Source organism: Streptomyces sp. NPDC104371, assembly GCF_055583785.1.
The window spans coordinates 1-23,980 of record NZ_JBVJNF010000008.1; the positions used below are offsets into that span (position 1 = coordinate 1).

Annotated in this window: 18 protein-coding genes; 4 read left to right on the plus strand and 14 right to left on the minus strand. The window is 69.9% G+C overall.

Going from position 1 to position 23,980, the window contains the following annotated elements; genetic code table 11:
• Nucleotides 1-50: 50 nt before the first annotated feature.
• The 11 genes from ACZ60T_RS23890 to eno all read right to left on the minus strand — a co-directional run bounded on the left by ACZ60T_RS23890 (nt 51) and on the right by eno (nt 13,738).
• Entirely contained in the window at nt 51-1,661 is a 1,611-nt protein-coding gene (locus ACZ60T_RS23890) for an FAD-dependent oxidoreductase (RefSeq protein WP_469667712.1), read from the minus strand.
• A 5-nt stretch (nt 1,662-1,666) separates the two neighbouring features.
• Nucleotides 1,667-2,482 carry an arylamine N-acetyltransferase family protein gene (locus ACZ60T_RS23895; protein WP_469667714.1) on the minus strand — a complete coding sequence of 272 codons (816 nt, stop codon included), beginning with the start codon at nt 2,480-2,482 and terminating at the stop codon, nt 1,667-1,669.
• Nucleotides 2,483-2,546: 64 nt separating this feature from the next.
• Nucleotides 2,547-3,611, minus strand: a complete 1,065-nt coding sequence (locus ACZ60T_RS23900; protein ID WP_469667715.1) for a 3-oxoacyl-ACP synthase III family protein — start codon at nt 3,609-3,611, stop codon at nt 2,547-2,549.
• Between the two features lie 126 nt (nt 3,612-3,737).
• The gene (locus tag ACZ60T_RS23905) at nt 3,738-5,663 is read right to left on the minus strand and encodes an anthranilate synthase family protein (protein WP_469667716.1); all 1,926 of its coding nucleotides are present in this window, start codon (nt 5,661-5,663) and stop codon (nt 3,738-3,740) included.
• Nucleotides 5,660-6,289, minus strand: a complete 630-nt coding sequence (locus ACZ60T_RS23910) for an isochorismatase family protein (RefSeq protein WP_365625200.1) — start codon at nt 6,287-6,289, stop codon at nt 5,660-5,662. The genes ACZ60T_RS23905 and ACZ60T_RS23910 overlap by 4 nt, the downstream gene beginning before the upstream one ends.
• A gap of 96 nt (nt 6,290-6,385) precedes the next feature.
• Nucleotides 6,386-7,156, minus strand: a complete 771-nt coding sequence (locus ACZ60T_RS23915; protein WP_469667954.1) for a 2,3-dihydro-2,3-dihydroxybenzoate dehydrogenase — start codon at nt 7,154-7,156, stop codon at nt 6,386-6,388.
• A 77-nt stretch (nt 7,157-7,233) separates the two neighbouring features.
• Entirely contained in the window at nt 7,234-8,415 is a 1,182-nt protein-coding gene (locus ACZ60T_RS23920) for a 3-deoxy-7-phosphoheptulonate synthase (RefSeq protein ID WP_469667717.1), read from the minus strand.
• A gap of 168 nt (nt 8,416-8,583) precedes the next feature.
• Nucleotides 8,584-10,221, minus strand: coding sequence for a carboxylesterase/lipase family protein (locus tag ACZ60T_RS23925; protein ID WP_469667718.1), 1,638 nt, complete (start codon nt 10,219-10,221; stop codon nt 8,584-8,586).
• Nucleotides 10,222-10,554: 333 nt separating this feature from the next.
• Complete coding sequence (locus ACZ60T_RS23930; protein ID WP_469667719.1) at nt 10,555-11,832, minus strand: IS701 family transposase; 1,278 nt, start codon at nt 11,830-11,832, stop codon at nt 10,555-10,557.
• A 191-nt stretch (nt 11,833-12,023) separates the two neighbouring features.
• Nucleotides 12,024-12,323 (minus strand): hypothetical protein, encoded by a 300-nt coding sequence (locus ACZ60T_RS23935; protein WP_469667720.1) that lies wholly within the window; start codon nt 12,321-12,323, stop codon nt 12,024-12,026.
• 137 nt (nt 12,324-12,460) lie between these two features.
• On the minus strand, nt 12,461-13,738 hold the full coding sequence (gene eno / locus ACZ60T_RS23940) for a phosphopyruvate hydratase (RefSeq protein ID WP_469667721.1): 1,278 nt from the start codon (nt 13,736-13,738) through the stop codon (nt 12,461-12,463).
• A gap of 376 nt (nt 13,739-14,114) precedes the next feature.
• Here eno and ettA point away from each other — a divergent pair, with 376 nt between their 5' ends.
• Nucleotides 14,115-15,782, plus strand: a complete 1,668-nt coding sequence (gene ettA, locus ACZ60T_RS23945; RefSeq protein ID WP_469667955.1) for an energy-dependent translational throttle protein EttA — start codon at nt 14,115-14,117, stop codon at nt 15,780-15,782.
• Between the two features lie 31 nt (nt 15,783-15,813).
• Here the strand turns inward: ettA and ACZ60T_RS23950 are convergent, their stop codons facing one another.
• The 3 genes from ACZ60T_RS23950 to ACZ60T_RS23960 all read right to left on the minus strand — a co-directional run bounded on the left by ACZ60T_RS23950 (nt 15,814) and on the right by ACZ60T_RS23960 (nt 17,663).
• Entirely contained in the window at nt 15,814-16,380 is a 567-nt protein-coding gene (locus tag ACZ60T_RS23950; RefSeq protein WP_469667722.1) for a GNAT family N-acetyltransferase, read from the minus strand.
• A 100-nt stretch (nt 16,381-16,480) separates the two neighbouring features.
• Nucleotides 16,481-17,152: an enoyl-CoA hydratase-related protein gene (locus tag ACZ60T_RS23955; RefSeq protein WP_469667723.1), complete on the minus strand. Its 672-nt coding sequence runs from the start codon at nt 17,150-17,152 to the stop codon at nt 16,481-16,483.
• Between the two features lie 82 nt (nt 17,153-17,234).
• Complete coding sequence (locus ACZ60T_RS23960; RefSeq protein WP_469667724.1) at nt 17,235-17,663, minus strand: LmrA/YxaF family transcription factor; 429 nt, start codon at nt 17,661-17,663, stop codon at nt 17,235-17,237.
• Nucleotides 17,664-17,936: 273 nt separating this feature from the next.
• Here ACZ60T_RS23960 and ACZ60T_RS23965 point away from each other — a divergent pair, with 273 nt between their 5' ends.
• From ACZ60T_RS23965 to ACZ60T_RS23975, 3 genes are all read left to right on the plus strand, one after another.
• Nucleotides 17,937-20,612, plus strand: coding sequence for a beta-N-acetylglucosaminidase domain-containing protein (locus tag ACZ60T_RS23965; RefSeq protein ID WP_469667726.1), 2,676 nt, complete (start codon nt 17,937-17,939; stop codon nt 20,610-20,612).
• Between the two features lie 160 nt (nt 20,613-20,772).
• The gene (locus ACZ60T_RS23970; protein WP_469667727.1) at nt 20,773-23,316 is read left to right on the plus strand and encodes a DnaB-like helicase C-terminal domain-containing protein; all 2,544 of its coding nucleotides are present in this window, start codon (nt 20,773-20,775) and stop codon (nt 23,314-23,316) included.
• On the plus strand, nt 23,316-23,897 hold the full coding sequence (locus ACZ60T_RS23975; RefSeq protein ID WP_469667728.1) for a hypothetical protein: 582 nt from the start codon (nt 23,316-23,318) through the stop codon (nt 23,895-23,897). Before ACZ60T_RS23970 ends, ACZ60T_RS23975 begins: the two co-directional genes overlap by 1 nt.
• Nucleotides 23,898-23,980 lie beyond the last annotated feature (83 nt).

Consider the following 23,980-nt stretch of genomic DNA (forward strand, 5'->3'; position numbering starts at 1 on the left):
ATGACCTGGACATTACGCATCAACGATGTCCACCAGAAGAGCCCACCCAGTTATCCGTCAACTCCCCGCCGACCCACACTGTCCTGGCTGTTCAGGACCGCTTTCAGCTCGGCTTCCAGGTGGTTGAGATCGCCCTCGTGACCGTGCGCGGCGACATGCCCGTCCGGCCGGACCAGCCAGAACCCACCACGCCCGCAACCCGCCGCAACAGCGGCTTCACGCCGCCGCAGCACGACCGTGCGCAACTGCCGTCCATAGCGGGCCGCGACATGACCGGCCTCCGCCCGCCAGGCCTGCGACGACGACGCCAACACCAGCGTCCACGCACCCGGATCCACACCGGGGCCACTGACGCCGTGCGCGAGCGCATACCGGCGTGGGAAGACCGCACCGTCCTTCAACCCACCCGGAACCCGGCCCCGTATCCGGCACAGGGCTGTCCCGGAGGGCCGCTGGGTGTCACGCACGGGCGGATAGGCGAGGCGGCGCCCCGCCATGACGGGAGTGTAGAAGCGGGAGACGATGCCGGTGCGGTCGAGGAGTTTGAAGGTCATGTCGCGGGCACGGACCTTGGCCGGACTGTCGGCCACCCAGGCACGGGTCTGCAGATCGGTGTCCCGCAGGATCTGCCGGGTCGCTTCCGAACGCTCCACCCCGTAACTCTCCAACAGCGAGGCAGGGGAGGTGCCTTGGATGACGGCGGCGAGTTTCCAGCCCAGGTTCTGGGCGTCCTGCAGACCGTTGTTCATCCCCTGACCACCCGCCGGACTGTGCACATGCGCGGCATCCCCGGCAAGGAACACCCGCCCCACCCGGAAATCAGTAGCACGACGCGCATGGACACGGAACACGGCCTGCCACACCGCCTCCGTCAACCGCACCCCACGCGGACCGCGGTCCTCCAGGATCTCCCGCATCATCTCCAGCGACACCTCATGCCGGCCCTGAGGCATCACCGACAAGAACCGGTACACACCCCCAGGCATCGGCACCACCACCAACGCCCCACTCGGCGCCTGATAGAACAAACACTCATCCCCAGGCAGTTCACCCTCGATCCGCGCATCGACGAGTGCGAACGCCATCTCGTAGGTGCTGCCCTGGAAACCGATACCGAGCTGCCCGCGCACCGCACTGCCCGCACCATCAGCACCCACCACAAACGGCGCCCGCACACGTTCGATACGGCCGTCACCATGCTCAACGACAGCCGTGACACCATCACTGGCCTCGAGATTCCCGGAGAAGTCCACGTCTTCCAGAGCCAGGAGGCGCACTTCACGCTCCACCTTGCCACCCAGCTCAGCAAGACGCTCGGCCAGCAGCCGCTCGGTCACATGCTGCGGCAACACCCGGCACGCAGTGTCCTCGTCCAACGCGAACGAAGCCAGCGCCTTACGCTCCGAGAAGTAACTCAGCCGACTGATGTGGACGGACTCACGCCGGATGCCTTCAGCGAGCCCCGCATCCTCCAGGATGTCCAGAGCCCGAGGCCACACCGACAGTGCTTTAGGCGTGGTCGACGGCTGTTCGGCCCGGTCGATGACACGCACCCGTATACCGCGGCGCAGCAGTTCGACAGCGGTCAGCAGCCCGGTCGGTCCCGCACCGACCACCAGAACATCGAAATCAGCCACCGTGGCTGTGGTGTTCTCGCTCATCGTGGTCATTCCGTCCGCACACCCGCAGTGACGCCCCCCGCAGGCTCCCGGGGCAACCGCTCCAGACTGATACCGAAATACTCCTTGTACGCCGCGAACGCCTCCGCCTCACTCTCCAGCACCCGCCGCGAACGCTCCTCACCCGCGACCATGCTCACCTGCCTGTTGCCCTTCAACGTGACCAGCCCGTCCACCGTGCGCACCGAGCAGAACAGGCCCTGCAGGAACGAGGAGTCAGGCGAAGTGCGGTACCACCACAGCGTCGGAGCGAAATCCTCGACCCGCACCGGACGGTCCGCCACCCGATACAACGGCTTACCACCCAGATACACATCCACCACCCCCTCACCCACATCACGCAACTGATACTCACCATGCGGATCCACCTGCACCTCACGCGACGCCAGACGCAACGGGAAACGACTGTTACGCCCGAAACCCACATCCACCAGCCAGTCCTCACCCCCCGCCCTCACCCGCAACGCCAGATGCCCCTGGAACGGACCCAACAACCCACCAGGACGATGCACCCACCCCGGCAGAATCTCCACCTCATACCCCAACGACACCAGCAAGAACGACAACGCCGGATTCACCTCAAAACAACCACCACCCCGATTCCCATACACGATCTTCTCCAGGACACGCTCATCCATGAAGATCTCCTCATCCAGGTGATAGCCCAGATTCTCGAACGGCACCGACAACAGATGACGCTCCATCACATGCCGCAACCCCGCCACATCCGCACACCCCGGCCGCACCGCACCGATCCGCGCCAGATAGTCCTCCACCAACCCATCCGCCAGAACCTTCACCACAACCAACACCCCTCTCCGGACAACACCACGAACGAACACAGAACGAACACCCACACAGGAACACTCACAGACACTGCCAACGCAACAGCGACAGACCCATCGCCATGCCACCACCGAAACCAGCCAGCAGAACAAGATCCCCATCCGCCAACCGCCCCGAACGGGCGGCATGATCGAGCGTCACAGGAATCGAAGCGGCCCCCGTATTACCGAAGTCCTCATACGTCACACACATACGTTCAGCCGGAACACCCAGCCGAGCCGACAGATCCTCCAGCATCCGACCGTTCGCCTGATGCGGCACGAAGTGATCCACGTCTCCCATGCCGAAACCGGCATCACCGACGAACGCATCAATCGCCGGTGTCACCGTGGTATCCACGAACTCACGCACCCCGCGACCGTTCATCGCGAAGAAGTGCAGACCCTCCGCGAGTGTGCGCTCGCTCGCCGGCAGACGACTCCCACCGGCAGGAACCTCGATCAGATCCCGCTCAGCGCCAAATCCCGCCAGCCGCCCGGCCAGCAACCCGCGCCCGGAACGGCTCGGACCCAAGACCACCGCACCCGCACCGTCCCCGAACAGAATCGCCGTCCGACGGTCGGCAGGGTCCAGAATCCGCGAATACACATCCGCACCGATGACCAGCGCATAGGAACCATCCGAGCCGGCAAGCACACGCTCGGCAGCGATCAACGCGAACACGAAACCACTGCACACCGCATTCACATCAAAGGCCGCAACACCGTGACCCGCACCCAGCAAGTCAGCGACCACACACGCCGTCGGCGGCTGCGGCTGGTCCGGCGTCGACGTCGCCACCACAATCAACGACAACTGAGCCGGGGCGATTCCCGCAGCCTCCAACGCCGCACGCCCCGCGGCCACCGCCAGATCCGACGTCGCCTCGTCCGCCTTCGCCCGACGTCGCGCGCCGATCCCCGTCTTCCGGTGAATCCACTCAGCCGACACACCCGCAGCCGCACCCACCTCCTCGTTCCCTACCACATGAGACGGAAGACACGACCCCGTGCCCAACACCGCGACCCCACCGACACCAGGGCCACGACCAGGAACACGACCAGACCCCACCACACCCGTGCTGATCACCGAGTCACCCTCCCTCATCAGAACCGACCTATACGCGCAAACAGATAGTCCCCACCCCGTCCAACCCGGGGCAAAGGCCGACCGTCGAACCCGTCAGGTCGCCCGGGAGTACGTCACATGGCGGTCGGCCGTCGCCGTAACAGATCAGGCGGCCCGGGTCAGGGGGACCGCGGTCAGTAGGTCGCGTACCAGGTTGCCGGTGATGCCCACCCCGTTCTGCGTGAGCACGGACTCGGGGTGGAACTGCATCGACGCGAAGTGGGTTCCGCGCAGGGCGTGCACCTCGTCGTCGTCGGGGTCGCGGGCGACCTCGATGACGCCGATGCCCGCCGCCTCCGTCTTGTCCTCGGCGCACGAGGCCGCGAACGTGTTGTAGAAGCCAACGCGTTCGCGTCGGCCGAAGAGGTCGATGTCCCGTTGGACGCCCTGGTTGGGTACGGTCCTGCGGACCAGGTCGAGGCCGAGTCGGCGGCTGAGTACCTGATGGCTGAGGCAGATCGCCAGGAACGGTCGGCGTGTTGAGAGGAGACTGTCGATGGCTCCGTCCAGGTGGGCGATCTTGGGGTGACTCAGGTCGCGTGGGTCACCGGGGCCGGGGCCCATCACCACCAGGTCGTGGCCGTCGAGGTCGTACGGTTCATCGAAGCGTCGTACCGTCACCTCCAGGCCCAGAGACCGGAGTTGGTGTCCGATCATCGACGTGAAGGTGTCCTCGGCGTCCACCACGAGCACGCGGCGGTCGGACAGGAGGGAGGATCGTTCGGTGTGCGGCATGTGTGGTGGGCTGTCGGCCAGCCAGAACCCGGCGATGGTGTCGTTGCGTCGCTCCAGCGCCTGCCGTACCTCAGGGTGGGCGGCGAACCGGATCGGCCCCTCGCCCTCCAGCGCGGCCAGCAACCCGGCGGCCTTGGCGCGTGTCTCGGCCACCTCCGACAGCGGGTCGGAGTGACGCACCAAGGTGGCTCCGACCCCGATGCGCACCCGCCCGCCGGCGTCGATGTCCGCGGTGCGGATGCAGATCGCCGAGTCCAGGAACGCCCCGCCCGCTGCGTCACGGCCCATCAGGGCGAGGACTCCGCTGTAGTAGCCGCGGCCCTGCTCCTCGTACCGTTCGATGACCCGGCAGGCGCTCTCCAGCGGAGATCCGGTGACGGTCGGTGCGAAGAGTGTCTCGTGCAGGATGCGGCGCGGATCGCTGGTGGTGTGACCCTCGATGAAGTACTCGGTGTGGGCCAGGCGCGCCATCTCCTTGAGGAAGGGGCCCCGTACCCGGCCGCCGCCGGGGCAGATCCGGGCCATCATCTTCAGCTCCTCGTCCACCACCATGTACAGCTCGTCGGCCTCCTTGCGGTCGGCGAGGAAGTCCATCACCTCCGGCAGGGTGGGACCGGAGGCCGGGTAGCGGTAGGTGCCGCTGATCGGGTTCATCACGGCGGTGCCGCCGTGCACACTGATGTGCCGCTCGGGGGTGGCGCCGACCAGGGTGCGCTCGCCGGTGTGCACCAGGAACGTCCAGTACGCGCCCTTCTCGCGTTCCAGGAGCCGTTTGAAGAAGGTCAGCGCGGTGCGCGGGGTGTAGTCGGTGATGTCGATGGTGAAGGTCCGCTTGATGACGAAGTTCGCGCCCTCACCGGTACCGATCTCGTCGGTGATGATGCGTCGTACGGTCTCGGCGTAGGCGTCGTCGTCCACGTCGAACCGGGCGCCCGAGGTGCGGAGGGGCTCGTCGGGCAGCCGCTGGAGCACCATGGCCACATCGGCGGTCTCCTGGCCGGTCACGCTCATCGCCACCAGGGGAGTGCCGTCGTCGTGGCCGTGGAAGCCGCGCTCGGCGATCTGCCGGTACGGCACCAGGGCGAGCACTTCGTGCCGTGGCGCCCCGGTGGCTTCGGACGGTTCCGGTAGCGCGATGGCCTCCAACGTGTCGGGGTACGACACCTCGCCCACCAAGATGTCGAGCACACCGGTGCCCGCCGCCTCGGGGCGGTGCAGCAGGGCGAACGGGGGAGGGGTGGGGCCGAGGATCTCGTCGAGCAGACTGCCCGTGTGCGGCGGCCGGGTACCGGTCATGCGAAGACCTCCTTGGCGGTGGTGACGACCGCGCAGCGCGCGGCGGCGTACTCGAGAGCCATGCGGTGATGGTCCGGGGTGAAGTCGGCGACGGCGTCGGCGATCATGAACGTCTCGATGTCGTGGCTGAACGCCTCCACGGCCGTGATCATCACGCCGACGTGGGCGTAGATCCCGCACACGATCAACTGGTCACGCTGGTGGAATCGCATCCGGGTGAGCAGGTCGGTGTGATGGAACGCGCTGTAGCGCCACTTGGTCACCAGCCAGTCCCCGTCACGCGGGGCGAGGGCGTCGACCACGGCTCGGTCGGCGGGGGCCGGCCGCATGCCGGGACCCCAGAAGTCCTTCAACAGGCCCCGCTGGTGGGCACTCATGCCGCCGGGCTGGGCGGTATAGGCGACGGGAACGCCGAGTTCGGCACAGCGCTCGCGCAACACGACCGCGTTCTGCACGAGTTGGCTGCGCAGCGGCTCGGGGAACGGCTTGAGGAAGTAGCGCTGCATGTCATGGATCAGCAGTACCGCGCGCGCGGGGTCGGGGATCCACGGTGCGGTGTTCGCCGGGAGCTCCGGCGACGTGGGCAAGGGGTACGACTCGATGGGCGGCAGACCGGGACCAGCCATGGTGGTGGGATGTCCTTTCACATCGATACATACGGAGGGCAGTGCTCCGCGTGCGGAAGGGCAGCGCCCCTTGAGGGCGCAGTGCTCAACGGGTGCTCACGCGCCGAGTGCGGCGCCGCCGTCGACGGTCAGGGTGTGGAGGGTGATGTGTGAGGCCTGGTCGGAGAGGAGGAAGGCGACCGCGTTGGCCACGTCGGCCGGCTGGGCGAGTTTGCCCAAGGGGATACCGACACGGAACGCGTCGAGGTTGCCGGTGAGAGTGGCACGCGGGCCGGACTCGTCGTGCCACATCGAGCTGAGCATCGGCGTGTCCGTGGAACCAGGGGCGACAATGTTGCAGCGGATCCCATGCCGGGCCACCTCAAGACCCAGACTCTTGGTGAACATCTCCGCCGCCGCCTTCGACGCCGCGTACGCCGCCATCCCCGAACGCGGCGTCGCAGCAGCATTGGACGCCACCGTCACCACCGCACCACACCGCCGCGGCACCATACGCCCCACCACAGCACGCGACAGATGGAACACACCCGTGGTGTTCACCGCGAACGTACTGTTCCAGTCGTCATCACTGAAACTGCTCACCTCCCCCAACCGCAGCACACCAGCCGCATTGACCAGATAGTCGATCGGACCCAGACACCGCTCCACCTCACCGACCAGCGCCTCCACCGCCGCACTGTCCGACACATCCGCCGCGAACCCCACCACCGGCAGTGTGTCCGCCTCGAGTTTCGCGGTCGTCTCGCCGAGCCGGTCGGGGTCGCGGTCGACAGCGGCCACCGTGATGCCCTGTTCGCACAGGACGCGGGCCACGGCGGCGCCGATGCCACCGGCCGCGCCCGTCACCAGGGCCAACCTCTTCTCCAGCCGGTTCTCCAGTCTGTTCTCCATGTCGTGCGTCTCCTTCACATGTCGTGCAGGCAGGGAGTCATACGCATCCCGGCTCACGCTTGCCAGGCCGACACCACGGAGATGGCCTGGCCGACGTTGAGCCGGGGGTCGCAGAAGGTCTCGTAGGAGTCACCGACCAGGTGGGCCATGCGCGCGTCGGAGACGCACTCCATGACCGAGTCCGGCGTGGTCTCCAGATGCAGGCCGCCGGCGACGCCGCCATGGCGGACGACCGCGTGGTAGAACGCGGCGACCTCCCGCTCGGCGGCCTCCACATAGCGGGTCTTGAAGCCACCAGGGGTGGTGACCGTGTTGGCGTGCAGCGGGTCGGTGAGCCAGATGGCCGGGTGCCCGGCCGCGCGGACGGCCTCGACCAGCGGCGGCAGGGCCTCGGCCACCACGTCGGCGCCCATGCGCGCGATGAGAGTGAGCCGTCCCGGCTCGCGTCGCGGGTCCAGTCGGCGGCACAGCTCCAGCAGATCGTTGCGCGTGGTGCCGGGACCGACCTTGCAGGACACCGGGTTGACCACACCGGCCAGCAGGCCGACGTGCGCGCCGTCAGCCTGCCGGGTGCGCTCCCCGACCCACGGCCAGTGGGTGGAGGACAGCAGCATTCCGTCGGCCTCGTGCCGCAGCAGCGGCATCTCGTAGTCGAGCAGCAGCGCCTCGTGGCTGGTCCACACCACCGGGTCGATGCGCTGGGGGTGCGCGGGCCGATGCCAGCCGAGGTGACGCATGACCTCGTCGGCCGCCATGTACCCGATGAGCAGACGCAGCGGGTCGGCGCGGCGGCCCTCGGGGGTGGGATCGGGTTCGTTGACCATGTGGCCGCGGTAGACGGGCAGTTCGGCGCCGCCGATGTCCTCGGTGGGACGGGAGCGGGGCTTGCTGAACTGTCCGGCGATACGGCCTACGCGCAGCACGGGCTTGCCGGTGATCAGCCGCAACGCCCCGGCGAGCAGGTCGAGTACGGCCGCCTTGCGCGCGACATGCCCGGCGGTGCACTCGTCGGGGTTCTCCGCGCAGTCCCCGGCCTGCACCACCAGCGCCTCCCCGGCCGCCACCCGCGCCAGGTGGCGGCGCAGGGTGCGTACGTCGTCGGTGCGCACCAGCGAGGGCCGGGCGGCCAGGTCCGAACGGACGCGGCGCAACTGGTCCGGATCGGCCCACTCGGGCTGCTGGGCGGCGGGCTTCAGTTCGATGTCGACCAGGGAGTTGAGCAGGGATTCGTCCACGGGGGTGTCTCCAGACACAGACGGTGGCTGCGCGGCGCACGGGCGGTACGGCCGGGCGGCAGGGGAGCAAGTGGGCAGGGGCAAGGGGGGCAAGGCGGCAAGTGGGCTCTGAGCCAAGGGATTTGGCCGGGGAGAGACGGCGCGGAGGACGGCGGACAGGTTGTGGTCCTACACCTGCGGCGTCCAGCCCACCGAGTCCCAGAACCCCAACTGCGCCGCTTTCGGAGTCCGTTCGACCTGGGCGATACCGGGACCGCCCAGCACGAGCGTGCTCGGCGCGTCGGGTGTGAACGGGGGCCAGCCCACCGTGTCGGCGGTCTGCGGCACGGACGTACGGGCGAAGGCGGCCACCGTGTCGATGAAGAGGTCGGACAGCCGCCGCTCCACGGGCCCGTCGCCGAACACGGCGGCGAACTGCGGCAGCCGGTGGGTGCCGAACAGGAACGGTGACGTCGCCTCGTGCGGGGTGCCGAAGTGGGGCGGCCGGGCCGGGTGGGCGAACTCCATCGCGTACAACGGGGTGTTGCCCGACCGGACATGGCGTTCGGCGAACCGTACGATCTGGTGCCGGAAGTACGCGTCGCCCCAGATCTCGGTCCACAGCGCGAACGGGTCGCCGGGCAGACCGGCTTCTTGGGCCGCGGCGCGGTAGGCGGTGACACAGGCAGCGGCGAGAGCGTCGTCGGCGGCCGGGCGGCCCAGGTCCAGTACGTCGCGTACGGCCTGCCTCAACTCGCCGTCGTCACGGGGCGCGGGCTGCGGCTGTGGGGAGCTGGGACCGGTGTAGAAGGAGCCCTCGGTGCGGGTGTTCACCGACAGCACCGGCACCTCGGGGGTCGGCAGCAGATGGTCGAGGTCGGGCATGGTGCGCCCGTCCGGGACCGGGCCGCGGTACCAACGGCCGCTGGGCACAAGCCGCTTGCCGGGCTCCGGCGCGAACACCTCTTCCCACGCCTCGGTGAACGCGCCCGCCGGTACCTCGCGCAGCCCGGCGACACTGGTGCCCAGGCGGCGCGCGACCGCCTCGTAGACCGTCCGGGAGTCCTCCGGTGTCAACGCGGTCGCGGGCGGGGCGACATGGCTGGGGCTGATGCAGACGATACGGCGGATCAGCCCGCGCAGGCCGGGCAGCAGGGCCAGTTGCCAGGCGGTGGCACCGCCCGCGGACGTACCGCACACGGTGATGTTCCCGGGATCCCCGCCGAACGCCGCTGCGTTGGCATGCACCCAGCGCAGCAGCGCCTCCTGGTCCTGGAGGCCCCAGTTGGCGAAGTGCCCGGTCTCCGGGTCGGCGAGGTCCTCGTGCAGACCGAAACCGAGGCCGCCGAGGCGGTAGTTGAAGGTGACGACGACCAAGTCGCCCCGCTCGGCCGGGCGCGCCCCGTCGTAGGTGGGCATGCTGCCCGCGCCGGCCTGCCAGCCGCCGCCGTGGATGTACACCAGCACGGGCCTGCCGCCCCCGGTACCGGGCGTCCAGACATTGGCGTACAGCGAGTCCTCACTGCTGGGCGGCACCGGCCTGTTGGGGATCACGGCCTGGAAGGAGACCGGGGTGAAGCGCCGTGCCTCGCGTATCCCGCGCCAGGGCACCGGCGGCCTGGGGGACGCGAAGCGCAGCGCGCCCACCGGCGGCCGGGCGTAGGGCACACCGCGGAAGACGGTGACACGGCCCGCGCGTTCGCCCGCCACCAGCCCGCCCGACGTACGTACCACGACCCGGGAACCGGACCTACGGGGGCGAGGCGGGCTGGTGGCGACGGCGGACAGGCCCGGCCGCCCGTCGGCGGCCTGCGGCTGGCTGGTCATGGTGAACTCCTCGGCACGATGACGGGCTGGTCAGCCGATCGTGTGCCGAGGGTTCACGGGTCGCCAAAGACTGCCCCGGCAATCCGTCAGCTACCGGGGCGGTTCTGTCAGCTCGTGGGCCGGGCGGCCCACGAAGCTGACGGAGCAGAGGGGAAGCGGGCTGACAGGTCTCCTTTCCGCCCGTACACTGCGCCCGCGCTACGTCGGGCCTCGGAAGGGCCGCGCCTCGGACGAGTGCTGAGGTCCTGGCCCTGGTCGTGCTCCTGGTCCTGCTGTTGTCCGGCGTCCGCCTGCGTCACCCCCGCACACGCAGACCCTCATCACCTGCCCCGCTCATACGGAGGAGTGGGTCACCGGCACCGGCACCGGAACGTGCGCCGGCTCCGCGACCGGCACCTGCTCGGGACCCGGCACCTGCTCGGTCGTCCCGGACAGCACCGCGACCGCGTGGGCCGCCGAGGCGAGAGTGGTGTGCCGGTGCCAGCCGTTGAAGGAACGACCGGAGAAGTCCCGTATGCCCACGCGCTCGGCGATCTCCGTGAAGGCCCGCTCCACCTGCTGGGTCATCCGGCTCAGCCGCAGCACCTGGGCGGGTTGCAGATCGGTGATGTCGGTGAGCCACAGCTCGGCGGGCCAGCGGCCACCGCTGTGCCCGACACCGAGCAGCACCAGATCACGGCAGGCGCCGGGCCGGGACGACGAGCGCTTGGCCAGCCGCACCCGGACAGCCGCGGTCAGGCCCGAGTGCACCGCGCCGCCGCCGGGGCCGGGCCGCCGCTGGATGACGGGCTGGCGCAGCGGACGGGCCATCAGCATCAACTGGTGCGCCGTCATCTCCGTGTCGGCGACACTGCGGGGCAGCCCCGGATCGATGGCCAGCAGCCGCAGGTTGGCACTGACCCGTAACAGCATCGGCGCGCCCGCGGTCCGCAACCGGCGCACGGTGCCCGGCACATCCAGCTCACGGGCGTCCATCACGGCCGGTCGCACCGGCAGTCCCCAGCCCCGCGTGATGCCGAGGAAGGCCGCCACGGCGCACTCGTCGAGGGACTCGGGCAGCGCGCTCTTCGGGATGGCCGCCTGCCGACGCCTGCTCTCGTCGTCCAGCCAGGTCTCGGACAGATGCAGACGCCAGTTGATGGGCGTGCTGTGCTCCTCCGACACCGCCCACACACCCACGGCCTGCTGAGCGTTCATCACCTGGCCGTGGGTGGGGGAGAAGCGGCGGTCGACACCCACCGAGCTGGCACCGGCCTTGGGAATCACCATCGGCCGCAGCACATACGCACGGGCGGGGAAGATCTCCTCAAGATGGCGGGCCAACGCGCGCCGCACCGGGCCCCAGTCCCAGGTGGAGCCGCTGATGAAGTGGTGCAGGCTCTGCTCGGCCGCCTCCCCGCCGAACAGGGAGGAGATGTTCCGTATCGACTTGCGCCCTTCGACGCCGAGCAGGCCTTGCACGTACTCCACACCCCTGCGCCGCTGGTCGCTGCGCGGCAGGGACTCGAAGAGCACCGGGCTCAGTTCCTCCAGCACGCTCTGCCGCGACGCCTTGGGCGCCAGGTAGGGCGGCTCACGGTCAGTGGTGCGTATGTGCAGTCTGGTCTGCATCCCATCCCACCTCGCTCGATTGCCTCGCAAGCAGGCTCGGATCGGGCGTCCAAGGCGGGACCAAGGCCCGTGAAACACGCAGGCCACACAGGGTGTGTGCGCAGGGAGCGGAAGGTGGGGCGTACGGGGGTACGGGCGCGTGGGTCACGGGTGTACGGGCACGCGGGTGCCCGGAGCGTGCCCGAGCGCCGCTAAGGGGCGGGCGCCACCGCGTCCGGCGCTCGGCCCGTCCCGGCGGCACACCGGCCGACGCACTCGGGGGAGCGCTGAAGCGGCGCGGCGGCCGGCCATGGCGCACCGCAGTGGCGGCATACGCCCGCGCGCGCCGCAGCGCGCTCCTCACCCGCGTACCAGAGCCCGTGCCCCGGTTCTTCGTCGCCGCGCTCGGCGGTCGCGCACGTGCCGGACCCGCACGACGGGGCCAGGTCTATCTCCAGTCCGGTCGGCACCATCAGCCAGCGCGCCGCCAACTCCTCGTACTCCTGCCGCATGCCGCCTCCTCGTCCGGGGCCGCACCGCGTCGGCGCGGCCGTCTGCCGCCGCCAGAGTCGTGCCGTACGGTCCAGGCGAGGCGAAGCCCGCTCCAAGCCGCAGCCCGCACCACCCGCCGCTGCCGCGAGCCCCGGAGTCAGTGGGCGGCGAGACCGTAGGGCAGCGGCCGGGGCGAGGTGTCGGTGATGTCGAGCAACCGGTTGTACTTGGCGACCCTCTCGCCGCGCGCGGGCGCCCCGGACTTGAGCTGTCCGCAGCCGGTGCCGACGGCGAGGTCGGCGATGAAGGCGTCGTCGGTCTCCCCGGAGCGGTGCGAGACCATCTGGGTGTACCCGACCTCCCGGCAGATCCGCATCGCCTCCAGGGTCTCGGTGACCGTGCCGATCTGATTGACCTTGATCAGCGAGGAGTTGCCGACGTTCTTGCCGATCGCCTCCGTGATGATCGCCGGGTCGGTGACGAAGATGTCGTCGCCCATCAACTGGACGCGGTCGCCGAGCCGCCTGGTGAGGCGTACCCAGCCGTCCCAGTCGTCCTCGGCCAGCCCGTCCTCGATGCTCCAGACCGGGAACCGCTCGATGATCTCCTCGTAGAAGTCGATGAGTTGATCGCTCGTCAACTCCTTCCCGGCGACGGCGTAGTGACCGTCGGACTTGCGGAACTCACTGGCGGCCGGGTCCAGGGCGATCGCGATGCCGTCCGGCCCCGGCGTGTACCCGGCGTCTTCGATCGCGTCGACCAACAGCCGTAGTACGTCGGCCGGTTGATCGAGGGCGGGGGCGAAGCCGCCCTCGTCGCCGAGCCCTGTCGCGTAACCGGCGGCGGCGAGGCGGCCTTTGAGCCGGGTGTAGACCTCGGCTCCCGCGCGGACGGCCTCCGGCAGGCTCGGGGCGCCGAGCGGGGCGAGCATGAACTCCTGGAAGTCAAGGGAGTTGGGGGCGTGGACGCCGCCGTTGACGACGTTGAAGTGGGGCACCGGAAGACGGGCCGGGGTCCCGGCGAGGTCGGCGAGGTAGCGCCACAGGTCGCTGCCTCGGGCGGCGGCCTCGGCGCGGGCGGCGGCCAGCGAGACGCCGACGACGGCATTGGCGCCGAGGCGGGACTTGGTGGGGGTGCCGTCCACGGCGATCAGTTCGCGGTCGATGTCGGCGGCCGTGTCGAAGGGACGGCCCACCACCGCTTGGGCGATCTCGCCGTTGACATGGGCGACGGCCTGCCGCACACCCTGCCCGGCGAACCGCCGCGCGTCGCCGTCGCGTACCTCGACCGCTTCCTGGGTCCCGGTGGACGCCCCGGCCGGAACACCGGCACGGAACGTGGCGCCTTCGGGCGTGGTCAAGGTGACCGCGAGGGTGGGGCGGGCGCGGGAGTCGAGGATCTCGGTGGCATGCAGACGGGTGATGCGCAGCGTCATGGCTGAGCCCCTCTCTGTGCTGGTGCGAGAGAGGAACCATCGGCCAGGTCGGCGGATCGACCACCCGTGGCGGGCGGTCGCGGCGGGATCCAGCGCCGCTGCGGCCCATGGGCCCTGCTTTCAGCGTAGCGCCACATCGCCGCGGCGGCGGGCCGGGCGGATGACGGCCGACGACGGTGGCAGCTCAGGGTGGTGGGGGCGGATACTCGTACGTGTACGTGGGTGATGAGGCTCGCCCTTGCCCGCACCACCATCGGTGCTGATGGCCTCTGTGCGCAGCACGAAGGACCGCGGGGGTACGTGTGTACGCGCCGGGCCCGGTTCCGGATCCGGCGTCCGCCCCGTGGCCGAGGCGACGGCCGAGCGGAGGCGAGCCATGTACGCGTACACGATGCGCGAGGCGCGGATGGCGCACGGCGACAAGGTCGTCCTCGAGGACGTCACCTTGGGGTTCCGGTCCGGCGCGAAGATCGGTGTGGTCGGCCCGAACGGCATGGGCAAGTCCACCCTGCTACGGATCATGGCGGGTCGGGAGCGACCCATCAGCGGCGATGCCTTCCCCGCGCCGGGGCTCGGCATCGGCTTCTTCGAACAGGAACCGTCCCTCGACGAGTCCACCACGGTGCGCGGCACCGTCGAGCACGGTGTGTCCGGCGTGCGCTCGACACAGCGCCGCTACGAGAAGGTCACCGCCGACCTCGCCCGCGCGGACGAGGAGGCGATGCCGCGCCTGCTGGAGGAACTGGGCGCCCTTCAGGAGACCCTCGACCGCGCCGACGCCTGGGAACTGGACCCCCGGCTGGAGCAGGCCATGGACGCCCTGCGCTGCCCACCCCCCGACACCCCGGTACGTGAACTGTCCGGCGGAGAGCGGCGCCGGGTCGCGCTGTGCACCGTCCTGCTCGCCCAGCCGGACCTGCTGCTCCTGGACGAGCCCACCAACCATCTCGACGCCGAATCGGTGGCATGGCTGGAGCGGCATCTGGCCGCCTACCCGGGCACCGTCGTGGCCGTCACCCACGACCGGTACTTCCTCGAAGGCGTCGCCCAGTGGATCCTGGAGATCGACCGCGGCCATGCCTACCCCTACCAGGGCAACTACGCCACCTACCTGGAGACCAAGGCCGCCCGGCTGACGGTCGAGGGGCACAAGGACGCCAAGCGGCAGCAGCGGCTGGCCGAGGAGTTGGCCTGGGTCCGGTCGGGCGCGAAAGGGCGACGGGCGAAGTCCAGGGCGCGTCTTCAGCGTTACGAGGAACTGGCCGCCGACGCCGATCGGCGGCGCACGGTGGACTTCGAGGAGATCCAGATCCCGCCCGGCCCCCGCCTGGGTGCCCTCGTCCTGGAAGCCGAGCATCTCACCAAGGGCTACGGTGGACGGCTGCTGATCGAGGACCTGTCGTTCTCGCTGCCGCGCGGCGGCATCGTCGGCATCCTCGGGCCCAACGGAGTGGGCAAGACGACGCTCATGCGCATGATCGTCGGCGAGGAGCGGCCGGACTCCGGGACCCTGCGTCTCGGGGAGAGCGTGAAGATCTCGTACGCCGACCAGAACCGCGCCGGTCTCGCCGCGGACAAGAGTGTGTGGGAGGTCGTCGCCGGAGGCCAGGAGCACATCCGGGTCGGCGCGGTGGAGATGCCCTCGCGCGCCTACGTCGCCGCGTTCGGCTTCAAGGGGCCCGACCAGCAGAAGCCTGTAGGTGTGATGTCAGGTGGGGAACACAACCGGCTCAACCTCGCCCTCACCCTCAAGCAGGGCGGCAACCTGCTGTTGCTGGACGAGCCCACCAACGACCTGGACGTGGAGACCTTGGCGTCGCTGGAATCCGCGCTGCTGGACTTCTCCGGCTGCGCGGTGATCAGTGCCCATGACCGGTGGTTCCTGGACCGGGTGGCCACCCACATCCTCGCCTGGGAGGGCGGCGCCGACTGGTTCTGGTTCGAGGGGAATCACGCGGACTACGAGGCCAACAAGCCCACCCGACTCGGCGAGAACGCCACCCGTCCCCACCGAGTCACCCACCGCCGTCTCACCCGCTCCTGAGCGGTCCAGGGCACACGGATGGCGATGGCCGTCAACTCACCTGCGGCGGCTGATGCTTGGCCCAGTACTCGGGAGCGGTGATGCCGAGCAGGACGAGATCGTGGTGGGTACCGGCGAAGAACTCATGCTCCCGGAGCCGTCCCTCCTCGACGAAGCCCAGCTTGCGGAAGAGCGCGAGGGAGCCGTCGTTGAACGCGTGGATCTCCACTTCGCACTTGTGGTAGCGCTGTTCGGCGAACATGTAGGTGAGGAGCAACTCGACGGCCTCGGCCGCGTATCCCTTGCGACGCTGATCGCGGCTGATCTCGATGCCCACCTTGAACCGCCCGGCACGCATGTCGGTCTCGCCGACGGTCACCGACCCCGCGAACGCGCCGTCGGCCAACACCTCGATCACCAGCCGGAACACCTCACCTCCCGGCTCACGCCCAGCACGCTCGGCGGTCCAGGCCCGAAAGCCCTCGTCCGAGCGCGGCGGCTCGACCAGGTCGGCGTTGCGGACATCGACGGTGTTCTGAGCCAGGTCCCGGAAGTCCTCCCAGTCCTCCGGCTCGACACCCCGCAGCCGTATCTTCTCCCCGCTCCACATGTCACTCATCGCGCCCACCACTTCAGTCGGTTGCAGAGGTACTGTCGGCCCCGCATGGTAAGCACGGCACGCCTGCGGCGGAGACGGAATTTCATCAAGCCACCGGTCGTCAGCCGAGCGGGTTGCCGGGGTCGCGCAGGGTGGCCAGCGTCGGGGCGTACATACGGGCCTTGATGGTGCCGAGCGTGTCACCGGCCTTGCCCACCCGCGCCTGTGCGAACTCGATGGCGGTGGAGCGCACCGCGTCCTCGGTGACCGCCCGGTCGACGATGCGGGCAGCCGCGGCGTCGACTCCGCCGTAGCGGCGGGCGGTGAGCATGGCCTCGTGCGCCGTCTGCGGTGCCAGACGGGCCTGGACGAGGGCGGACATGCCGGGGGTGAAGGGGATGTTGATGTCCGCTTCGGGCAGGCACCAGTAGCCCCGGTCGGCGCGCATGACACGGAAGTCATGGGCGAGGGAGAGCATCGCTCCGGCGGCGAAGGTGTGCCCCTGGAGCGCGGCCACGGTGATGACCGGCAGCGACAGCATCCGCGCGAACAGCTCGTGCACGGAGGTGACATAGTCCAGGTGCTGGTCGACATGGGCCAACAGCCAGTCCAGATCGAGCCCGTTGGAGTAGAACTTGCCGGTGGCGGCGGTGACCAGGGCGCGAGGCCCGTCCGCCTTCTCCACCTCGTCCAACGCGGCGCCGACAGCGGTGATCCAGTCGGGGTGGAAGCGGTTCTCTCCGTCTCCCAGGTCCAGGACGAAGACGTTGTCCTGACGGTCGAGCGAGGGCATGGCGACTCCTTCGGGCTGCGCCGATCTCGGCGCTGAAAGCGGTTGAGAACTCTGGGAGTTGGAGGTGCGGGAGAGGGGTGGGTCAGGGCTGCGGCCCGGCCTCCGGGTGCTCGCGCAGCACGTGCGTGAGCAGGCCGTGGATCTCGGTCGCGGCCGCCTCCAGCGGTGCGGTGCTCTGCTCGGCCCGGCACATGATCACCGCGCCTTCGACCGCCGCGATGATGAACACGCCCAGTCTGCGGCCGCGTTGCTCGGTCACGCCGTGCCGGACGAACAGGTCCGCGAGAGCCTCCTGCCGGCGGGCGAAGACGGCGGCGGCGGAACGGGCGAGTTGGGGTGCGTCGTCGTTGGTCTCCGCGGCCACGGCCGCGATCGGGCAGCCCGCCCTGAAGCCGCTCTCCGTGAGCTGGTCGCGCCACAGCGCGAAGAACGCGTCGACGGCCGCGACGGGATCCTCCACCCGCAAGGCCGCGTCGATCAGCCCCGCGATGAAGTCCCCTGCCAGCGCCACCGCTTCGTCGATGAGTTACTCCTGCGCGGGCTCACCCGCCCACCCCCTCCCCGCCTCAACTCGGGCTACCTGTCGGTAACTTATGGGGTATGGCATAGAACACGCAAGGGTTCGCGCAAGGTTCATGCCGCATACGAGTACTGCCGCCTCCGAGTGCGAAACCGCAGGTCAACGCGTCGGTGTTGTCCAGACCATTGACATGCAAGCGCCAGGATGTTGAATTCAGGTTGTTGTTGCGCGACTCCGATGACTTAAGTGATCAATGGAGGACCAGTGACACCTCGCTCACCCCGTCCCACCGCGCTCGGCGCCGCGGCCGTGCTGCTGGCCGGTGGTCTGCTGACCGCCGCGCCGCCCGCCCAGGCAGTCGGCAACACCCCCGCCGCCCCGGCGAAGACCGCGAAGACGCAGCGGACCATCTCGCCCACCCCGCGGTCCGTGACGAACCGATCCGACCACGTCACCATCACCCCCACCGTGACCCTGGTGACGGGCGCGACCTCCGACGGGCCCTCCCTCGACGTCGTGGAGAGCGCCCTGCGCAAAGCCGGTGCGCAGCATGTCGTACACGGTGACAGACCCGGCAGAAGCGGGCTGACCGTCTACGTCGGCGACTCCGCCGCGCTCGCCGCGCAGCACCTCGACGGCCCCGACGAACTGCCCGCCGACGGCTACGTCCTCGGCATCGGCGCCGACCGGATCGTCCTCGCGGGCAAGGACACGACCGGCACGTACTACGCCGCGCAGACCCTGCGGCAAGTGCTGCCGCAGCAGAGTCGTCCGGGCGCCCAGGTCGCCGGAACCGCCGTACGCGACTGGCCCGGCACCGCCCTGCGCGGCGTCATCGAGGGCTTCTACGGCACCCCTTGGTCGCACAAGGCCCGGCTCGACCAACTCGACTACTACGGCGAGCACAAGATGAACATCTACGTCTACTCGCCGAAGGACGACGCCTACCTCCGGGCGAAGTGGCGCGACGCCTACCCCGCCGAACAGCTCGCCCAGATCAAGGAGTTGGCCGACCGGGCCACCCAGCGGCACGTGGACTTCACCTACGCGCTCTCACCCGGCCTGTCCGTCTGCTACAGCTCGGACGCCGACATCAAGGCGCTGGTCGACAAGTTCCAGACCATCTGGGACATCGGGGTACGGACCTTCGCCGTGCCGCTCGACGACATCAGCTACACCGACTGGAACTGCGCCGAGGACAAGGAGAAGTGGGGGACCGGTGGCGCCGCGGCGGGCGCGGCCCAGGCGTATCTGCTCAACCGGGTCAACAAGGAGTTCATCGCCACCCACCCGGGCGCTCAGCCCCTCCAGATGGTGCCCACCGAGTACTACAACGTCTCCGCGTCGCCGTACAAGCAGGCGCTGTCCGAGCAGCTCGACCCCGACGTCCTCGTGGAGTGGACCGGTGTCGGCGTCGTCGCCCCGACGATGACCGTCGCCCAGGCCGAGGAAGCCCGCGCGGTCTTCGGCCACCCGATCCTGACGTGGGACAACTACCCCGTGAACGACTACACGACGGACCGGCTGCTGCTCGGCCCGTTCAACGGCCGGGAGAAGGGGCTCCCCGGCAAGCTGGCCGGGATCACCGCCAACCCGATGATCCAGCCGTACGCCTCCAAGATCGCGCTCCACACCGTCGCCGACTACGCGTGGAACGACACCGCGTACGACCCCCGGACCTCGTGGCTCCAGGGCATCAAGGAGTACGCGGGTGGCAACGCCCGCACCGAGAAGGCGCTGCGGGCCTTCGCCGACATCAACTACAGCTCGTCCCTGAACAGCGAGCAGGCACCCGACCTGGCCGCGGCGTTCGACGCCTACTGGACGTCCGGCGACGCCGCCCGGCTCACCTCGACGCTCACCACGCTCGGCACCGCCCCCGACCGACTGCGCGACAGCCTCCCGGACCGCGGCTTCGTCGCCGACGCCGGACCCTGGCTGGACGCGACCAAGTCCTGGGCGACCGCCGCCCGTACCGGGCTGCGCATGGTCGAGGCGGCCCGCGCCGGAAAGGGCGCGCAGGCATGGGAGTTGCGTCAGCAGTTGCCCGCACAGGTCACCGCGGCGAAGTCCTTCACCTACACCGGCCTCGACGGCCGCGCGGTACCGGTCGCCGTCGGCGACGGGGTGCTGGACCGGTTCATCGACGCGGCGAACGCGGAGTACGACCGGATCCTCGGGATCAGCGGACGGCCCACGGCGTCGGCCACCCTCGGCACCTGGCAGAGCAACGCCCCGGCGCGGATGCTGGACGGCGACGACTCCACCTACTTCTGGAGCGACAGGTCGCCCGCCGCCGGTGACGGGGTCACCGTGGACCTCGGCCGGACACGGGACCTCGGCGACATCACCCTGGCCATGGCCAAGCCCACGAGCCCCGACGACTACCTGCACGAGGGCGTCCTCGAGTACTCGGTGGACGGGCAGAACTGGCAACGGCTCACCACCTTCGCCGGACAGCCCGACGTCACCGCGACAGTGCCCGCCGGAACCAGCGCGCGCTACGTACGGGCGCGCGCGACCGCGGACCAGGAGAACTGGCTTGTCGTGCGCGAGTTCGACGTCACGACCAAGGACGGAGCGGTGACCGGAGGGCCGCCCGCCGCCACCGGCTCCTCGCTGCGCGCGGCAGCCGACGCGGACCCGAACACCGTCTACCGGGCGGCGCGGGCCCCGGAGGCCTCAGACGCGCTCCAGATGGGGATCGAGCACACGGGCCCCGTCCGCTCCGTCACCGTCCTGCGCCCGACCGGAACCACCGGCCGCGGCGACATCCAGCTCCACGGCACCGACGGGACATGGCGCACCATCGGCACGCTCGACGGCGCCTACACCAAGGTCTCCGCGGGAGGCAGGTCGGCCGACGCGGTACGCCTCCTCTGGGGTACGGGAACGGCTGCGCCGCAGGTCGCGGAGGTGGTCGTGACCGGCCAGGACTGAGCCCGCCCGGCCCACTCGGCGTCGTCGAGGAACCAGGGCGCTGACCGAAGGCCGGGACCGGCGTCATGGTCCCGGCCTTCGGCCTGTGGTGAGGCTGCTCGCGGGTGAGCCGCCGGACACGCGATAGCGTTGGGGTGGCTTGATGGGTCCGGGAGGGTGAGTGAGCAGGTCGGAACACGGCGAGGCCGCGATGAACGTGACCGTGGCGCGGAACGACCTCTACGCCCTGGTCAAGCGCGCCGAGGAGGACGGGCACCCGACCCTGATCCACAAGCGGCGGGAGCGCGCCCTCCTGGCCCCCCTCGATCGGCTTCCGGTAGCCCGGACGACCGAGACCCTGCCGTCCCACACCCTGAGCGCGGCCCAGGGCAAGTTCGGCGAACTCGTCACCGAGGCGGCCGAAGGGCGGCCCCAGGTGCTGCGGCGCGGCACCACGCCGGTCGCGGTCCTGCTACCGGCGGACATCTCCGTCGATGTCACCTCCGACGTCGATCTCACTTCTGATTCCGACGCCGATGTCACATCGGACACGGGTACGGACACGGGTACGGACACGGACACCCCGACAGCAGCGGTGTCCGCGGGAGGCGCGGTGCACAACCCACATCATGCGGATCGCGACAGCCCGCGGCCACGCAGACTCGCCACCCTGGGCGACGCGATCGGCGCGGTCCTCGCCTCCGGTCCGGCCGCCGGGCCCTCGTTCGGGCTGCCCGGACTGGACGCGGTGACAGGGGGGTTGCAGGCGGGCCGGCTGACGCTGGTGGCCGCTGCCCCGAACGTGGGCGGCAGCCTGCTGGGGCTGGCCGCCGCCCGGCAGACCGCACTCGTCGACGGCCGCAGGGTGCTGTACGCGGCGTCGGGTCCGAACCGGGCCGACATCACCCGCCGGATCATCTCCGCACAGACCGGCGGTGACTACCCGCGTCTGAAGCAGGGCCGTCTGACCGCCCATGAGCAGCAGGTCGCCCAGCAGTTGGTGCAGGCGCCGCTGCTCATCGACGACGGCAGTGATCTGACGGCCGAGGCGATCGCGGAGACCGCCCCGCACGTCCAGGACCTGGCCCTGGTGGTCGTGGACCGGCTCCAGGCCGCCCCCCATGCCCGCCTTCCGCTGTCCGGCGACCGCCTCCCAGGTGCCTCCCAGGCTCTGGCCACGCTCGCCCGTACGCTCCATGTCCCGGTACTGGCCGTCGTGGACAGTGACGATCCCGCGCTCCTGGCGCGCCTGGACGCCGACGTCCTGCTGACCCTCACCCCGGCCACGGACGCCTCCAGGGTCCAAGTGGCCGTCGCGGAGCGGGACTTCGGCACCCTCGGCGAGGCCTGGCTCCGACCCGACCTGCTCCACGCCCGCTTCGTCGACGCCACGCCCGCGCTTGCGCCCCCTGCGGTGGCACTGGCCGAGGCGGCGCTCGCCTACACGTCCGGCGCCCGGCAGGGGCTCCCCGCCGCGGCCACCCATGTCCTGGCCGCACTGCGCACCGCGGTCGGCGACGGCGACGCCGCGGAGGCGGAGAACCTCAAGCCCGCGCTGGTCTCCGCGTTCGCGTCGCTGCGGCACCTGCCGGACACCGCCGAGGGCCGCCGCCTGGCAGACGCGCTCGGCGCGTACGACCCCGCGCTGCGCTTCTCCACGGATGCCACGGGTACGAGTGCGGATGCGGGTACCGCAGGTACGAGTACGCGTACGGACACTACCGAGACCACCGAGCCCCCCACCGCCCCGCGGCCACCCGTGGAAGAGGAGGGCGCCTGGGTGCAGCCGGGTGAGGAAGCCGAACCCGCCGGTACGGTCTTCCCCGCGCTCGGCATCCTCAAGGACTGCATGGAACGCTCGACGTACCACCCGATCCCCGTGATCAGGAAGCAGGAGCGGGACGACGAACCCTGGACGCTCTTCCGGGAGGTCATGGACGGCGAGCCCCGCTGGGTGCACCCCGGCATCACGACCGAGAAGACCAGAGCGGGCAAGCGCGACCGGCTCGTCGTACCCGAGAAGTTCGGTCCGGGAAGCCTCTGCGTCATCGACCGCAACGGCTCCTACCCCTCCGCCTGCTCCGCGGTCCCGCTCGCCCCGAACAAGCTTCTGCACACCGGCCCGTTGGACGAGGTCGGCAAGGACCGCGCCGGAGCGTTCCTCATCACCGTGCCCGCCTGGGACCACCCGGACATGCCCCACCCGCTGGGCCGCCTCGCCGAGCGGACCGACGACCAGGGGCGCGCCTGGGTGACCACGCCCCATGTGCGCCAGCTCTCCAAGCTCATCAAGGACGGGCACATCAGCGAACCCCTCACCGTCCACGACTCGTTCACCGGCAAGGCCAACGAGAGCCTCCTCAAGCCCTTCTACGCCAAGGCCCGCGAGGCCCGCGCCCAACTCGTCGAAGCGGGCGGCGAGCCCTACACCGAGTACAAGCGCCGGCTGTCCATCGCGCTGCGTCTGCTGTGGCCCAAGGGCGAGAAGGTCAACTCGCCGTTCTGGCGCCCGGATTGGCGTATGGCCCTCGTGGCCGAAGCCTCCGTACGGCATTGGAGCGTCGCCTGGCGCGCCGTCCAGGCCGGGCACACCCTCGTCGCCCTGCGCAACGTCGACGAAGCCGTCTTCTGGACCCCCGACGGCCAGGCCCCCGCCACCTACCGGGTGGGCACCGGATTCGGCGAGGTCAAGGTCAAGTCCGAGGCCCCGGAAGGTGAGCGCTGATGGCCACGGGAACAGGACCTTCCCTCGGCGCCGCACTCCACCGACTGCTCGGCGAGCTGGGAACCCGGCCCGTCCGGCGCCTGTCCACCTACCACGCCAAGCACTGGCACGCCCAGCTCTCCCAACTCACCCACACCCAGCGCGGTTACGAGGCGCTCGAACGCGCCGGTCTGAGCGTGCGGCCCACAACTCTCCTCAAGTGGCTGGCAGATCCCGAGTACACGGTCCGCCGCAGCTACCGCGACATCATCCACACCGCCTACGAGAGCGTCGCCACCGTCCCGGCCGATCCCGTACCCCAGGCCTTCAAGGACGGCCAGTTCGAGATCAGCGGCCTGGTCAAGACCGGCAACGACGAGCGGTTCCGGGGCTCTCTCAGTGGCAGCGGAAGGATCACCGCGCCCCTGCGGATCGACGGCCGCAGCGGCATCTGGACCGCGATCGAAGACAAGTGGGCGGCGGGTCAACTCACCGACGAGGCCTTCGAGGACGACTTCATCGAGTACGTCGTCATCGAGGACATCGGTGAGGGAACGGACGGTTGGGAGTTCCCCGGAACGTCTTACACGGTCACCATCTGACGAACCCGCGCGAACCACCTTGGTGAGGCAGGCCGATAGGGTGATACGCCCCTGTTCGCATGAACACCATGAACATCAAGGAG

Excerpts from the sequence above, each read along its gene's own strand:
- ACZ60T_RS23925 (WP_469667718.1), bottom strand. The coding sequence starts at position 10,221 with ATGACCAGCCAGCCGCAGGCCGCCGACGGGCGGCCGGGCCTGTCCGCC.
- ettA (WP_469667955.1), top strand. The coding sequence starts at position 14,115 with ATGTACGCGTACACGATGCGCGAGGCGCGGATGGCGCACGGCGACAAG.
- ACZ60T_RS23910 (WP_365625200.1), bottom strand. The coding sequence starts at position 6,289 with ATGGCTGGTCCCGGTCTGCCGCCCATCGAGTCGTACCCCTTGCCCACG.
- ACZ60T_RS23890 (WP_469667712.1), bottom strand. The coding sequence starts at position 1,661 with ATGAGCGAGAACACCACAGCCACGGTGGCTGATTTCGATGTTCTGGTG.
- ACZ60T_RS23975 (WP_469667728.1), top strand. The coding sequence starts at position 23,316 with ATGGCCACGGGAACAGGACCTTCCCTCGGCGCCGCACTCCACCGACTG.
- ACZ60T_RS23935 (WP_469667720.1), bottom strand. The coding sequence starts at position 12,323 with ATGCGGCAGGAGTACGAGGAGTTGGCGGCGCGCTGGCTGATGGTGCCG.
- ACZ60T_RS23905 (WP_469667716.1), bottom strand. The coding sequence starts at position 5,663 with ATGACCGGTACCCGGCCGCCGCACACGGGCAGTCTGCTCGACGAGATC.
- ACZ60T_RS23955 (WP_469667723.1), bottom strand. The coding sequence starts at position 17,152 with ATGCCCTCGCTCGACCGTCAGGACAACGTCTTCGTCCTGGACCTGGGA.
- ACZ60T_RS23950 (WP_469667722.1), bottom strand. The coding sequence starts at position 16,380 with ATGAGTGACATGTGGAGCGGGGAGAAGATACGGCTGCGGGGTGTCGAG.
- ACZ60T_RS23900 (WP_469667715.1), bottom strand. The coding sequence starts at position 3,611 with ATGAGGGAGGGTGACTCGGTGATCAGCACGGGTGTGGTGGGGTCTGGT.
- eno (WP_469667721.1), bottom strand. The coding sequence starts at position 13,738 with ATGACGCTGCGCATCACCCGTCTGCATGCCACCGAGATCCTCGACTCC.
- ACZ60T_RS23930 (WP_469667719.1), bottom strand. The coding sequence starts at position 11,832 with ATGCAGACCAGACTGCACATACGCACCACTGACCGTGAGCCGCCCTAC.